This window comes from Luteimonas sp. KH_071, assembly GCF_057838005.1.
This window is the reverse complement of record NZ_CM174458.1, coordinates 3,534,972-3,548,444: the sequence shown is the minus strand read 5'-3', so window position 1 is coordinate 3,548,444 and position 13,473 is coordinate 3,534,972. Positions and strand designations below refer to the sequence as shown.

The 13,473-nt window shown below is 71.7% G+C and carries 10 protein-coding genes; 3 read left to right on the top strand and 7 right to left on the bottom strand.

All coding sequences use genetic code 11. The features are described 5' to 3' along the window. Positions 1–6 precede the first annotated feature (6 nt). From AC3IRM_RS16310 to AC3IRM_RS16285, 6 genes are all read right to left on the bottom strand, one after another. Positions 7–1,242, bottom strand: coding sequence for an acetate/propionate family kinase (locus AC3IRM_RS16310; RefSeq protein ID WP_489204136.1), 1,236 nt, complete (start codon positions 1,240–1,242; stop codon positions 7–9). Next, positions 1,239–2,186, bottom strand: coding sequence for a bifunctional enoyl-CoA hydratase/phosphate acetyltransferase (locus AC3IRM_RS16305; RefSeq protein ID WP_489204135.1), 948 nt, complete (start codon positions 2,184–2,186; stop codon positions 1,239–1,241). The genes AC3IRM_RS16310 and AC3IRM_RS16305 overlap by 4 nt, the downstream gene beginning before the upstream one ends. Then, on the bottom strand, positions 2,183–3,064 hold the full coding sequence (locus AC3IRM_RS16300) for a universal stress protein (protein WP_489204134.1): 882 nt from the start codon (positions 3,062–3,064) through the stop codon (positions 2,183–2,185). Before AC3IRM_RS16300 ends, AC3IRM_RS16305 begins: the two co-directional genes overlap by 4 nt. After that, positions 3,061–5,922, bottom strand: a complete 2,862-nt coding sequence (locus tag AC3IRM_RS16295; RefSeq protein ID WP_489204133.1) for a cation-translocating P-type ATPase — start codon at positions 5,920–5,922, stop codon at positions 3,061–3,063. The genes AC3IRM_RS16300 and AC3IRM_RS16295 overlap by 4 nt, the downstream gene beginning before the upstream one ends. A gap of 276 nt (positions 5,923–6,198) precedes the next feature. Further along, entirely contained in the window at positions 6,199–7,479 is a 1,281-nt protein-coding gene (locus AC3IRM_RS16290) for a sensor histidine kinase (RefSeq protein ID WP_489204132.1), read from the bottom strand. Continuing rightward, entirely contained in the window at positions 7,463–8,158 is a 696-nt protein-coding gene (locus tag AC3IRM_RS16285; RefSeq protein ID WP_489204131.1) for a response regulator transcription factor, read from the bottom strand. Before AC3IRM_RS16285 ends, AC3IRM_RS16290 begins: the two co-directional genes overlap by 17 nt. A gap of 178 nt (positions 8,159–8,336) precedes the next feature. Between AC3IRM_RS16285 and AC3IRM_RS16280 the strand changes: the two genes are divergently transcribed. Together AC3IRM_RS16280 and AC3IRM_RS16275 are read left to right on the top strand one after the other, a co-directional pair. Beyond that, entirely contained in the window at positions 8,337–8,711 is a 375-nt protein-coding gene (locus tag AC3IRM_RS16280; protein ID WP_489204130.1) for a diacylglycerol kinase, read from the top strand. Positions 8,712–8,773: 62 nt separating this feature from the next. Continuing rightward, entirely contained in the window at positions 8,774–9,421 is a 648-nt protein-coding gene (locus tag AC3IRM_RS16275; RefSeq protein ID WP_489204129.1) for a phosphatase PAP2 family protein, read from the top strand. Here AC3IRM_RS16275 and AC3IRM_RS16270 read toward each other — a convergent pair. Next, positions 9,399–11,393, bottom strand: a complete 1,995-nt coding sequence (locus tag AC3IRM_RS16270; protein ID WP_489204128.1) for an LTA synthase family protein — start codon at positions 11,391–11,393, stop codon at positions 9,399–9,401. The two genes, AC3IRM_RS16275 and AC3IRM_RS16270, sit on opposite strands and share 23 nt — an antisense overlap. Before the next feature lie 238 nt (positions 11,394–11,631). Between AC3IRM_RS16270 and AC3IRM_RS16265 the strand changes: the two genes are divergently transcribed. Then, positions 11,632–13,392 (top strand): phosphoethanolamine transferase, encoded by a 1,761-nt coding sequence (locus tag AC3IRM_RS16265; RefSeq protein WP_489204127.1) that lies wholly within the window; start codon positions 11,632–11,634, stop codon positions 13,390–13,392. Positions 13,393–13,473: the final 81 nt, after the last annotated feature.

Below are 13,473 nucleotides of genomic sequence, written 5' to 3'. Positions count from 1 at the left end.
GTCGTGTCAGTGCGCGGTGCCAAGCAGCGCCAGGGTCTGGCGCGCGGCGATCCATTCTTCGTTGGTCGGCTCGACGCCGACGACCACCGGGCTGGCGGGCGCCGAGATCACGGCGGCATCGGCGGCATTGGCGTCGGCGTCCAGTGCTACGCCGAGAAAGCCCAGGCCGGCGCAGACGCGCGCGCGGATCTCCGCGCTGTGTTCGCCGATGCCGGCGGTGAACACCAGCAGATCGAGCCCGCCGAGCACCGCGACCAGGGCGCCGACCTCGCGGACGATACGGCGCACGTAGAGCGCGAGTGCGATGCGTGCGCGCTCGCCGGTCTCGCCGGCCTCGGCCTCCAGGGGCAGCAGCACGCGTGGTTCCGACGAGCGGCCGGATACGCCGAGCAGGCCCGAGCGGTGGTAGAGCAGATGCCCCACCTCGGCCAGGCTCAGCTTCTCGATCTCCATCAGGTACAGCACCGCGCCAGGGTCGAGGGCGCCGGTGCGCGTGCCCATCATCAGCCCGTCGAGCGCCGAGAAGCCCATCGTGGTGGCGACGCTTTCGAGGTCCTGCATCGCGCACAGGCTGGCGCCGCTGCCGAGGTGGGCAACGATGCAGCGGCCGCGCGCGACAGCGCCGTGGCGCTCGGGCAACACCTCGGCCATGTAGGCGTAGGACAGGCCGTGGAAGCCGTAGCGGCGCAGACCGCGGGTCCATGCGTCGTAGGGCAGCGGCAGCATCCGCTCGACCTGCGGCAGGGTGTGGTGGAAGGCAGTGTCGAAGCACGCGACCTGCGGCAGCGCCGGTTCGGCCTCGAGCAGCATCTCGATCGCCTCGAGCGCGAAGGGCTGGTGCAGCGGCGCCAGCGGCACGTAGCCCTTGAGGTCGGCGAGCACCGCGGCGTCCATGCGCACCGGCGCTTCGTACCGGCCGCCGCCATGCACCACCCGGTGCGCCACCGCGTGCAGCCGGCGACCGCCCAAGCGCGCCGCAACGCGGTCGAGGATGCGCGACAACGCCGCGTGGTAGGGCTGGTCCGCGTCCAGCGTCACGCGCTCTGGCTCGCGCCCGGTCTCGCCGTAACTCGGCGCGTCGCCACCGATGCCCTGGACCTTGCCGTTCCACACCGGCGCGCGCGGCAGCGGCGTCTGGCCGGCATCGAACAGCGCGAACTTGATGCTCGACGAACCGCAGTTGAGTACCAGCAGCAGATCGCCGCGGCTGGGATACCGGTCGGCAGTGGCGGGCGTGGTCACGGCGGGCTCTCGCGGTAGTGGTGGGCCAGCATCAGCGCGATCGCGCACGAGGCCAGCCGCGATTCCCGCGCATCGGCGCGACTGGTCAGTACCACCGGCACCCGGGCGCCGAGCACGATGCCGGCGCTGGCGGCGTTGCCCATGAAGACCAGCTGCTTGGCCAGCAGGTTGCCGCTTTCGAGGTCCGGCACCACCAGGATGTCGGCCCGGCCGGCGACCTCGGACACGATGCCCTTGCTGCGCGCGGCATCGATCGACACCGCGTTGTCGAGCGCCAGCGGGCCGTCGAGGACGCCGCCGGTGATCTGGCCGCGGTCGGCCATCTTGCACAGCGCGGCGGCGTCGAGCGTGGCCGGCATCGTCGGCGACACCGTTTCCACCGCAGCGAGGATCGCGACCCGCGGCACGGCGATGCCGAGCACGTGGGCGAGGTCGATCGCGTTGCGCACGATGTCGGCCTTCTGCGTCAGGTCCGGCGCGAGGTTGATCGCCGCGTCGGTGACGATGAACGGCCGCGGATAGTGCGGCGTCTGCAGCACGAAGCAGTGGCTGACCCGGCGCTTGGTGCGCAGCCCGGTCGCCGATGCCACCACCGCCGCCATCAGCTCGTCGGTGTGCAGGCTGCCCTTCATCAGCGCCTCGACCTCGCCGGCGCGCGCCAGCGCCACCGCGTGCGCCGCTGCGGCGTGGCTGTGGGCGACGTGTTCAATGGCGACGCCGGTCAGGTCCAGGCCCGCGTCCGCCGCGACGGCCTCGAGCCGCTCGCGTGGCGCCACCAGCACCGGCACGATCAAACCGGCGTCGCGCGCATCGAGCGCGGCCGTCAGGCTGGCCGCGTCGCAAGGATGCACCACCGCGACCCGCACCGGCGGCAGCGCGGCGACATGCGCGAGCAGGCGGCCGAGCCCGTCGTCGCCCCCGGCATCTGTGATTGATGCGGTCATCCGCGCACCACCAGGGTGTCGGCGGTCGAGGTCGCGGCAATGCGTCGGGCGACGCTGCCGATGACGACTTCGTAGGCGGCGCTGCGGCCATGGCTGCCGACGACGACGAGGTCCGGCGCGAACGTCTCGACGTACTGCTGCACCAGGCGCGCGGCATCACCGTGTTCGACGCGCAGTTCGAAACGTCCTGCGTCGGGCACGGCCTCGCGCAGGAACGCCTGGCCCTGGGCGTCGGGCTGCGCGATCGGCGGGTCGATCGTGTCCGCGGCGACACCGAGCATCGGCGGATCGACCGCATGCAGCAGCGTGATCCGCGCCTCCGGGAACAGCGCATGTGCGTGCCGCAACGCGGCGCGCGAGGGCGCGGAAAAGTCGCTGGCCACCAGCAGATGACGATACGGCGCATGGGCGCGCTCGCGCACGACCAGCAACGACGCGCGGTCCCGGCGCAGCAGGCGGTCGACGGTCGATCCCAGCATCGCCGGCCCGAGCAGACCGTTGCGGAGCGTGCCCATCACCACCAGGGTGTCGTCGCGTGCATCGAGCAGCCGGGACAGGCACTCGCCGGGGTGGCCTTCGTCGACATGCGTGTCCCACGGCACGGCCGCATCCTTGAACTGCCGCTGCAGCCACTGTTGCGCATGCATGCGCCGCGTCGGCGGGCGATACCAGTGCGGGCTGCCACGGGACCGCAGCCCGCGGGTGCACGTGTCTGCCGGATCGAGCACGGTGGCGGCGGTCGCGGTCCCGCCGAGTGCACGCGCCAGCAGCCGTGCGCGACCGATGGCGCGATCGCAGCGCGGGTCGAGGTCGGTGGCGACCAGCACGCCGGCGACCTCGTCCGTGCCCGCGCTGTCGACGTCGCGACGGGCGCTCATGCCACGACCTGCGTCGGCGCCGTGGCCGGTGGAGGCACCGGCGTCGCCGCCGTGGCCGGCTTCAATTCGTCGAAGACGCCCAGCCTGCGCAGCACCCGTTTCTCCACCTCCAGTACCAGCAGCATCGCCACGCCCACGAGCACGATGACCACACCCTCCAGCAGCGGCACCGGGCCGCTGCCGAAGACGGTATTCATCCAAGGCACATAGGTGAAGGCCAGCTGCGCGACCACCACGGCCGCCACCGCCCATCGCAGGACCGGCGTGCCGCGCAGGCCGGCCCACGACAGCGAGGCGCCGTGCAGGTAACGCACGCTGAAGAGATAGAAGATCTCCATCACGCAGAACACGTTGACCACCATCGTCCGTGCGGTCGCGATGTCCAGCCCGCGACGCTGCGCCCAGGCGAACATGCCGAACGCACCGGCGGTGAACAGCAACGACACCAGCGCGATCCGCCACAGCATGAACGGCGAGATCAGGGACGCGCTGCGCCGGCGCGGCGGCCGCTGCATCACGCCGGGTTCCGGTGGCTCGAACGCCAGCGCCAGGCCAAGCGTGATGGTGAGCACCATGTTGATCCAGAGGATCTGCGGCGCGGTCATCGGCAGCACCCAGCCGAACACGATCGCCAGCGCCACGGTCAATGCTTCGCCGCCATTGGTCGGCAGCGTCCACGCGACGACCTTGCGGATGTTGTCGTAGACCGCGCGGCCCTCGTGCACGGCGGCCGCGATCGACGCGAAATTGTCGTCGGCGAGCACCATCTCGCTGGCCTCCTTCGCGGCCTCGGTGCCCTTGTGGCCCATCGCGATGCCGATGTCGGCCTGCTTCAGCGCCGGCGCGTCGTTGACCCCGCCGCCGGTCATCGCCACGGTGTGGCCGCGCGACTGCAGCGCGCGCACGATGCGCAGCTTGTGCGCCGGGCTGCTGCGCGCGAACACATGGGCCCGCTCGGCCAGCGCCGGCAGGTCGGCATCGTCGATGTCTTCGAGCGCGCGTCCGGTGACCACCTGCGGATCGTCGGCGAGCCGCAGCTGGCGCGCGATCGCACCGGCGGTCGCGGCATGGTCGCCGGTGATCATCTTCACCGCGATGCCGGCGCTGCGGCAGTCGGCGACCGCGCGGATCGCCTCCTCGCGCGGCGGATCGATGAAGCCGGCGATGCCGGCGAACACCAGATCGCGGACATCCGCGACAGCGAAAGTGTCCGGGACCCGCGGCAGGCGCGCGAACGCGAAGCCGAGCACCCGCTGTCCCTCGGCGCCGGCGGCGTCGACGGCCTGCTGCCAGTGTCCGGCCTGCATCGGCGCGCTGTTGCCGGCGGCATCGAGCTGCATGCTGCTGAGCGCCAGCACCTGTTCCGGTGCGCCCTTGACGCAGACCAGCGCCCCGTCGCCATCGCGATGCAGTGTGGCCATGAAGCGGTAGTCGGCGTCGAACGGCACCTCGTCGAGCCGCGGATGGCGTTCCGCGATCGCGGCCGGATCGAGCCTGGCCTTGCCCGCCAGCGCCAGCAGCGCACCTTCCATCGGGTCGCCGTCGATCCGCCATCCGCCATCCGCCTCATGCAGGCGCGCGTCGTTGCACAGCAGACCAATGCGTGCGACCCCGATCGCCGCGGTGGTCGCACTGCCGCCGCCCGCAGGCATGATCGCGCCGACGGGCGCATAGCCATCGCCATCCACCGACACGTCGCCAGCGGACGTGACCAGCTGGCGCACCACCATCTCGTTGCGGGTCAGGGTGCCGGTCTTGTCGGTGCAGATGACCGTGGTCGCGCCCAGGGTCTCCACCGCCGGCAGGCGCCGCACGATGGCCTGACGCGCGGCCATGCGCCGCACACCGAGTGCCAGGGTGATGGTGATCACCGCCGGCAGGCCTTCGGGCACCAGGCCCACCGCCAGCGCGACCACGATCATCAGCGCATCCAGCCAGGCGTAATCGCGGAATCCGATCGCGAACAGGAACAGCACCGCCGCCAGCACCAGCGCCAGCAGCGTGAACCGGCGCCCGAACTGCGACATCTGCGCCAGCAGTGGCGTGGTCAGGCTGTCGACGCCGCCCAGCAGCGTGCCGATGCGGCCGACCTCGGTGTCGCGACCGGTGGCGACGACCACCGCGCTGGCCTGGCCGGAGGCGACGAGCGTGCCCGAGTACAGCATCGACGCGCGATCGCCGAGGTCGGCCTCGACCGCCACCGGCTCGGCGCGTTTGTCGACCGGCACCGATTCACCGGTCAGCACGGCCTCGTCGACGCGCATGCCGCGACAGCGCAGCACCCGCGCATCCGCCGGCACGCGGTCGCCGGCCTCGAGCAGCAGCACGTCGCCGGGCACCAGCTCGGCCACCGGGATCTCGCTGCGCGCGCCGTCGCGGGAAACGCGCGCGGTCGCGGCGAGCATCGAACGCAGCGCCGCCATCGCCTGCTCCGCGCGCCCTTCCTGCACCAGGCCCACGATCGCGTTGATCGCCACGACCGCTGCGATCACCAGGGCGTCGACGACCTGAGCCAGCGCGAGCGCGATCACCGCGGCCGCCAGCAGGAACAGGATCAATGGATCCTTGAAATGCCGCAGCAGCCGACGCCACAGGGGGACCGTGGGCGCGGCGGGCAGTTCGTTGCGGCCGAGGGATGCGAGCCGGCGACGGGCTTCGTCGCTGCTCAGGCCATCCGCAGTCGCCGACAACGCCTGCAGCACGTCTTCGTGGGGTCGCGCGTGCCAGTCGACCTGCACCTCGCGGTGGTCGTTCGGACGCATGGGGGTCTGCTCCTGTGCAGGCAGACGGCGTGGATGCACTCCAACACGCCATCGCTGCTGTAACGCATGTCCGGGTCTGCAGGAGATCGGCGGCATCGCGCCGATCCGCGGCGGCAGCAGCAGCGGGCCCGGGAGACCACCATGACAGGTCGTCCGGACCGGGTCGACCTGTGCGGGGCAGCCGGTGGACAACGCGCGCTGCGTTCAGTGGGAATGCATTCGCCGGGCCGCTCTCGCGTGCCACGGACGCCTGTACAGCCTGTCGCGCGTCTGCCGCCCCGGCGACGCGCGCGCGGAATGCCGCCGCGGCGCCGCATTGACCGGCGATGGATCGGCGTCGCGGTCGAGGCCTGAAACGCCGGCGGTTCGCCGTCAGCCGGGTTCGACGCTCGGCAACACCAGGCTGGCGACGGTGCCGTGGTCCGGGTCGGACGCGATGTCGAGCTGCCACCCCAGGTGTTCGCTGAGCCGCGCGATCAGCGCCAGGCCGATGCCGGCACTGCGCTCGCCGCCGCGTGCGAGGCGCGCATAGAGCGCGCTGATCTCCTCGGGCGTCATGCCGTGTCCGGGATCGCGGATCACCACGCGTCCGCCGGGTTCGAGACTGATGTGGATGGTGCCGCGGTCGCTGTGCTCGATCGCGTTGCGCAGCAGATTGCCGATCGCGATGCGCACCACGGCCTCGGGCGCGACCAGGGTGGCCGGCGCCAGCACATCGACGACGAGCTGCAGATCCTTGCCGGCCGCGAGCGGTCGATGGTCGTCGACGATCCGCGGCAGCAGGACGTCGAGGTGCAGGCGTTCCGCGCCGGCCAGCGCGCGCGCCGGATCCTTGGCCAGCACCAGCAGCACCGAGATCAGGTGCTCGACTTCCTGCGTGGTGCGCGCGATGCGCGACAGCTGCGCCGCCATCGCGTCGGGCGTGCGCGGGCCGGACAGCGCGATCTGGCTGGCGCTGCGGATCACCGACAGCGGCGTGCGCAGCTCATGGCTGGCGGTGTCGATGAACGCACGTTCGCGATCGACGAACTGCTCGTTGCGGGCGAGGTAATCGTCGAGCGCGCGGGCGATCACCGCCAGTTCCGTACTCGCGCGCGGTGGCAGCGCGATGCGCTGGCCGTGGCGGTCGGGCGACAGCGCACCGATGCGCGCGGCCAGATCGCGCAGGGGGCGTGTCAGCAGCCGCGCGCCGAAGTAGGCGGCCAGGCCGAGCAGCAGCATCACCAGCACCGAGGACGCGAGCACGGGTCGCATCAGCACCCATTCCTGGTCTTCGAAGCCGTCGATGTCGAGCGCCAGCGCCTGCCGCCCGTCGTCGGTGTCGCGGACCAGCACCGCCCACTCGTTGTCGCCGTAGAAGACGCTGTCGTGCAGGCCGGGGGTCAACGGCCGCAACACCTCGGGCACTTCGACACGGGGATCGTCGAGCGGGTGCAGATCGAAGCGGCCGTTGTTGCGCCAGGCGTAGCCGGGGTCCTGGCGCCGCCGCTCGAGGATCTCGGTGAGCTGGGTGTCGAGCAGCGCCTGCCAGACCATCCGTTCCGCGTTCTCATTGACCAGCACGCCATGCGTGAACAGCGCGATGCTCAGCAGCACCGCGTAGCCGACGACGGCGATGGTGATCTGGCGGGCGAGGCTAGTGCGCCGGGACATCGGTATCCGCATCCAGGGCGATGCGGTAACCGACCCGCGGAATGGTGTGGATCAGCTTGACCGGCTGGTCGCCGTCGACGCTGCGGCGCAGTTCGTAGATGTGCGAGCGGAGCATGTCGCCGTCGGGCGGCTCGTCGCCCCACAGCGCGTATTCCAGCTGCTGTCGGCTGACCGCCGAGGGGCTGGCCTGCATCATCACCTGCAGCAGTTTCCGCGACGCGGGGAACAGGTGCAGCAGACGCCCGCCGCGGCGCACTTCCAGCGTCGCCAGGTCGAACGCCAGATCGCCGACTTCCAGATGCCGCGCGGCGCTGCGGCCGCGTGCGCGGGTCATCAGCGCGAGCAGGCGCACCTCGAGTTCGGCGAGGTCGAAGGGCTTGGTGAGGTAGTCGTCGGCGCCGGCGCGGAACCCGGTGAGCTTGTCGGGCAGCTGGTCGCGCGCGGTGAGCATCAGCACCGGCGTGTCGATGCCGTGCTCGCGCAGGGTCTTGAGCACCTGCGGGCCTTCCATCCGCGGCAGCATCCAGTCGAGCACGATCGCATCGAAGGTCTGGGTCACCGCCAGGTGCAGGCCGACCACGCCGTCGGGCGCCGCGTCGAGCTGCGCGCCGCGCGCTTCGAAGTAGGCGAACAGGCTGGCGACCAGCGGCGCGTGGTCCTCGACGATGAGCAGGCGCATGGCGGTCCGTGCAGGGCGATCGCGACCTAGCATGCGCGCGGCGGCGCGCTGCCGCCAGACGAATCCGCGACGCCCGCGCGGACTTAATGCGCCGCGAAGGAATCTCCGACCGCGTTCCGACAGCGCGCCCGCGACGCTGCGGGCCGCGCCGGCGCCCGTCTGCCGGCAGGAGCCTGCGATGTCGATCTCCACCTCCAGCGGGTCTGCACCGACCGGCGTGCCGCGGCTGGTCGCGGCGCTGGGCCATTCGGTGCGTGGCCTGCGGGACACCTGGCGCAGCGAAGCCGCGTTCCGGCAGGAAGCGCTGCTGGCGCTCGTCGTGGTGCCCGCGATCTGGCTGCTGGTGCCCGCTCCGCTGTGGCGCGCGCTGCTGCTGGTGACGCTGGGCCTGGTGTTCGTGGTCGAACTGCTCAACACCGCGGTCGAGGCCGCGATCGACCGCATCGGCGCCGAGCGGCATCCGCTGTCGGGCAAGGCCAAGGACGCGGGCTCGGCCGCGGTGACGGTGAGCCTGCTGCTGCACGCCGCCGTCTGGGCCTGCGTGCCGTGGTGAGCGTGCGCGCCACCGGCTGGCCGGTTGCCCGACGTCTCGATGGCTGGCCTGCAATCACAGCGATGCTGCTTGCGGCGCTCGCGCTGACGGTGCCGCTGCAGGGGCTCGGCGTCGATGCGTGGCTGGCCGACCGGCTCTATGCCTGGGAAGGCGGACGCTGGGCGTGGCGCGAGGCGTGGTGGACGTCGCGTCTGCTGCACGACGGCGGTCGTCTGCTCACCGTGCTGGCGGGCGCGGCGCTGGCCGCGTTGCTGCTGCTCGACCGGCGCCTGCAGGTGCTGTCTGCGCGCTGGCGCAGCGCGGCCGGCTATCTGCTGGCCACCGTGGTGCTGTGCGCGGTGCTGGTCGCCGTGCTCAAGCGCATCACCGGCGTCGACTGTCCCTGGGATCTGCTGCGCTACGGCGGCACGCGCGCATGGGCGCTGCCGTTCGCCGGCGTGGGCGCCTGTTTTCCGGCCGGCCATGCCGGCGCCGGGTATGCCTGGGTCGGCCTGTACTTCGCGCTCGGCCATGCCGCGCCGCGCTGGCGGCGATGGGGCCTGGCGGCCGGTCTGGCGCTGGGCACGGTGTTCGGCGTGGCCCAGCAGCTGCGCGGCGCGCATTTTCTGTCCCACGACGTGTGGGCGCTCGCGGTGTGCGCCAGCGTGGCCACCGGCGTCGCCCGGTACTGGCCGGGCTGGACGGCGCTCAGCGGGCACGCGCAGCGCTGAGCACGCGTCCCGCGCCGGCATCGGCGCGGGTGTCGGGCAGGGTGTGCCAGCCGTGCTCGTAGGCCAGCGTGCCCCACAGCGCATGCATCGTCGCGTCGCGGACCAGACCCGGCGGTGCGGTGGCTTGCGGCTGCAGCGCACCGTCGGCGCGCCGTGCGAACGCGAGCGGCGGTTGCGCCGGCTGCAGCACCACCATCGCGTCGTCGGTCATGTAGGCGAAGTTCTGGTCGTACTGCATCAGTGCGCGGCCGGGGCCCCCGGGACGCGTGAGGTCGGCACCGATCATCGGCGTGGGCTCGTCGATGCCGACCAGCGACAGCAGCGTCGGGCCGAGATCGATCTGGCTGACCAGACGGTCGTCGCGTCGCGGCGCGAGGCCCGGGGCGAGGATCAGCCCGGGGATGTGGAAGTTGTCGACCGGCACCAGCGTGCGGCCGAACGCGCGCGAGTCGTGGTCGGCGACGATCAGGAACACCGTGTCGTCCGCGTAGGGCGACGCGAGTGCCTGGTCCATGAAGCGGCCCAGCGCGTAATCGGCGTACTTGGCGGCGTTGTTGCGCGTGGCCTTCTGTGCATCGTGCAGCCAGATGCGACCGTCGGGAAACTCGAACGGGTCGTGGTTGCTCGAGGTGAAGACGAAGCCGAGAAACGGCGTGCCCGCTGCCTGCAGCCGGGTGAACTCGGCATGCGCGTGATCGAACAGGTCTTCGTCCGACACGCCCCACGAGCCGACGAACGCCGGCGCGGTGTAATCCTTGCGGTCAACGATGCGCGAAAAGCCGTTCGACAGCAGGAAGCCGCGCATGTTGTCGAAGTGGCTCTCGCCGCCGTAGTAGAACGTGGTGTCGTAACCGTGTCGCCCGAGCACGCTGGCCAGGGTGAAGAACTGCCCCTGTGCACGCGGACGCTTGACCGTCGCCTGCGACGGCGTCGGCGTGTAGCCGCTGATCACCGCTTCGATGCCGCGCACCGAGCGCGTGCCGGTCGCATAGAGCCGATCGAACGCCCAGCCCTGCGCGGCGAGGCGGTCGTAGTTCGGCGTCAGCGGCAGGCCGCCGAGGCTGCCGACGAACTGTGCGCCCAGGCTCTCCTCGAGCACGATGACCAGGTTGCGCGGCCGGCCGGTGTAGGCCGGCGCGTGTTCGACCAGTACCGGCGCCGACGCCGACGCCGCGATGGACGTGCCGGTGCGCGCGTGCATGTAGGCGGCGACTGCGGCATCCGGCGTGGCGGTGTCGTAGAGCCGCGCGCCGGGGTCGTCGCGCAGCAGGTCGCGGATCGAAAACGCGACCGAGTAGAACGAGTTCAGCGGCAGCATGTTGACGGTGGCGTCGCTGGAGAACGCGAGCAGCGCCGGATTCATCGGCCGGTGACCGAGCGTGGAGCGGATGCCCATCGCCGACAGCGCCACCACCAGCACTGCGAGACCCACGCGCAGCATCCAGTCGGCGCCGGCATCGCCGGTGCGTGCCAGCCGGCGGCGCAGCGTGCGGTAACCCAGCAGCGCGGCGGTCACGCTCAGCGCCAGCGTCAGCAGGCTGCTCAGCAAGTGGCCCTTGCCCAATGTCGAGGCGATCTCCTGCGGGTACAGCAGGTACTCGACGAATACGCGGTTGGGTCGCAGGCCGTACTCGTGCATGAAGGCGGGCGTGGCCAGTTCCAGCGTCAGCGGCACCACCAGTGCCAGCGTCAGCCAGCCGGCGAACACCACGCGGACCCATCGACGCGTGCGCAGGCCGACGGGCAGCAGCAGGTAGAACGCGGCGGCCACGCCGAGGAACATGCACATCGTCGCCACGTCGACCCGCAGGCCCTGCAGCAGCACAGGGGCCCAGCCGTCCACTGCCTCGACCGCGCCTGCATGCCACAGCGACAGGCCCAGGCGCGAGGCGGACAGCAGCGCCAGACCGGCCACGAACACCAGCAGGAATGGCGCGAGAGCGGACACGGCGCGCGGAACGGAACGGGACATCGTCGGACCTCCTGATGGACGCACACCGGCACGCGCGGCCGGTGATGCCGAACGCAGGCTGGGCGCGGCGATGTCGGAGAACTGTCGGAACGCATGCAGGCCGGTGCCCACGGATTAAGGTTTGGGAAACGGCGTTCCCACGGCTTTCCGACGCGATCAACGCGAGCCTGCGCATGCCGGGACGGTCCGGCATGACACGGGCGCTGTGGCGATGCAGGGACAGGGACGGACACCGGGCGTGCGGCACGTGCCGCGCACACCTGCACGCGAACGCGGTGCCGCTGCGCCGCGAGCCTGGGCGAGCGCACTGGCAGGGCGCGGCGCCCGCGTCGTCGGGACCGGCCACGACCACGTCGCGGTGTCCGACGGCACGCGCGAGATCCGCCAGCGTCTGCGTGCGGCGCTGCTGCGCCCGTGGCCGCCCGAGGGATTGCTCGTCGCGGTGTCAGCCTGGTGCGTCGCCAGCGCCAACACCACGTTCTGGCACGCGTTGCATGTCGCCGGCGCGGCGCCGGCCGTGCAGTTCGCATTCGGCGTGGCGCTGGTGGCGTTGCATGCGTTGCTGTTCGGCCTGTTCGCGTTCGGCCGCGCGCTGAAGCCGGTGCTGTGCGCGCTGCTGGTGGTGACCGCGTTCGCGTCGTTCTTCGCCACGCACTACGCGGTGCTGTTCGACGTGGAGATGATCCACAACGTGCTGCGCACCGATCCCGCCGAAAGCCGGGAACTGCTGTCGGCGGGCCTGCTGCTGCACGTGCTGTTGCAGGGGGTCGCACCGGCCGTGCTGCTGGCGCTGGTGCCGGTGCGGCGGGATGCGATCGGGCGCGCTGCGGTGCGCCGTGTGGTGTTCCTGCTGGCGATGGCGCTGCTGGCCGCGGGCGCGCTCGGCAGTGCGTCGCAGGGCATCTTCTCGCTGGTCCGCGCCGACCATGCACTGCGCTACCGGATCACGCCGGGCAACGTGCTGGTGTCGGCGGTGCGCGCCGCGGGTGAGCGCGACGAAGTGCCGCCGGGCGAACGCCAGCCGGTGGCCACCGATGCGCGCCAGACGACGACACCGGTGATGCGCCGGCCGCGCCTGCTGGTGCTGGTGATCGGCGAAACCGTGCGCGCCGATCACTGGGGCCTCAACGGCTATGCGCGCGACACGACGCCGCAGCTGCGCGCGCGCGGCGTGGTCAATTTCCCCGACGTCGCCGCCTGCGGCAGCAGCACCGAAGTCTCGCTGCCGTGCATGTTCTCCGCGCTCGGCCGCGCGCACTACGACCGCGATGCGATCCGCGCGCAGCAGAGCCTGCTCGACGTCGTCGCCCGCACCGGCGTCACCGTCGACTGGCTGGACAACCAGTCCGGCTGCAAGGGCGTCTGCGCGGGAACCGGCATGGAGACGATGACCGCGGCGATCGATCCGGCCGCCTGCCGCGACGGCCGCTGCCTCGATGCAGTGCTCGTGACCGCGTTGCGCCAGCGCCTGGACACCGCGCAGGGCGACACGCTGCTGGTGCTGCACATGCTCGGCAACCACGGGCCAGCGTATTTCGAGCGCTATCCCGAGACGTTCGCGCGCTACCGGCCCACCTGCACCAGCGCCGATCTGGCGCGCTGCGCGCAGCCGGCGATCGTCAACGCCTACGACAACGCGATCCTCTACACCGACGCCGTGCTCGGTCAGCTGGTCGATCTGCTGGCCGCGCGCAGCGATCGCGACAGCGCGCTGCTGTATGTGTCCGACCACGGCGAATCGCTGGGCGAGTACGGCCTGTTCCTGCACGGCGCGCCGTACGCGATCGCGCCGGCGCAGCAGCTGCAGGTGCCGATGGTGTTGTGGACCGCGGCCGACTCGGCGCGGTCGATGGGTCTCGACTTGGCGTGCGTCCGCAACGGGGCGCGCGCACCGCATGCCCACGACGATCTGTTCCCGACGGTGCTCGGCTTTTTCGACATCGCCACGCGCGCTTACGACCGGACGCACGACCTCGCCGGACAGTGCCGCACCGGCTAGCGACGCGCGACTACCCCCTCGGGCCGGACCGCCCGTCGCGACTTCGCATCGCGCGTGCCCGACAGGGCCAGACTGCAACCG

Coding starts and splice junctions, on each gene's coding strand:
- AC3IRM_RS16275 (WP_489204129.1), top strand. CDS start 8,774: ATGCTGCTTGCGGCGCTCGCGCTGACGGTGCCGCTGCAGGGGCTCGGC.
- AC3IRM_RS16280 (WP_489204130.1), top strand. CDS start 8,337: ATGTCGATCTCCACCTCCAGCGGGTCTGCACCGACCGGCGTGCCGCGG.
- AC3IRM_RS16285 (WP_489204131.1), bottom strand. CDS start 8,158: ATGCGCCTGCTCATCGTCGAGGACCACGCGCCGCTGGTCGCCAGCCTG.
- AC3IRM_RS16290 (WP_489204132.1), bottom strand. CDS start 7,479: ATGTCCCGGCGCACTAGCCTCGCCCGCCAGATCACCATCGCCGTCGTC.
- AC3IRM_RS16300 (WP_489204134.1), bottom strand. CDS start 3,064: ATGAGCGCCCGTCGCGACGTCGACAGCGCGGGCACGGACGAGGTCGCC.
- AC3IRM_RS16270 (WP_489204128.1), bottom strand. CDS start 11,393: ATGTCCCGTTCCGTTCCGCGCGCCGTGTCCGCTCTCGCGCCATTCCTG.
- AC3IRM_RS16295 (WP_489204133.1), bottom strand. CDS start 5,922: ATGCCGCCGATCTCCTGCAGACCCGGACATGCGTTACAGCAGCGATGG.
- AC3IRM_RS16305 (WP_489204135.1), bottom strand. CDS start 2,186: ATGACCGCATCAATCACAGATGCCGGGGGCGACGACGGGCTCGGCCGC.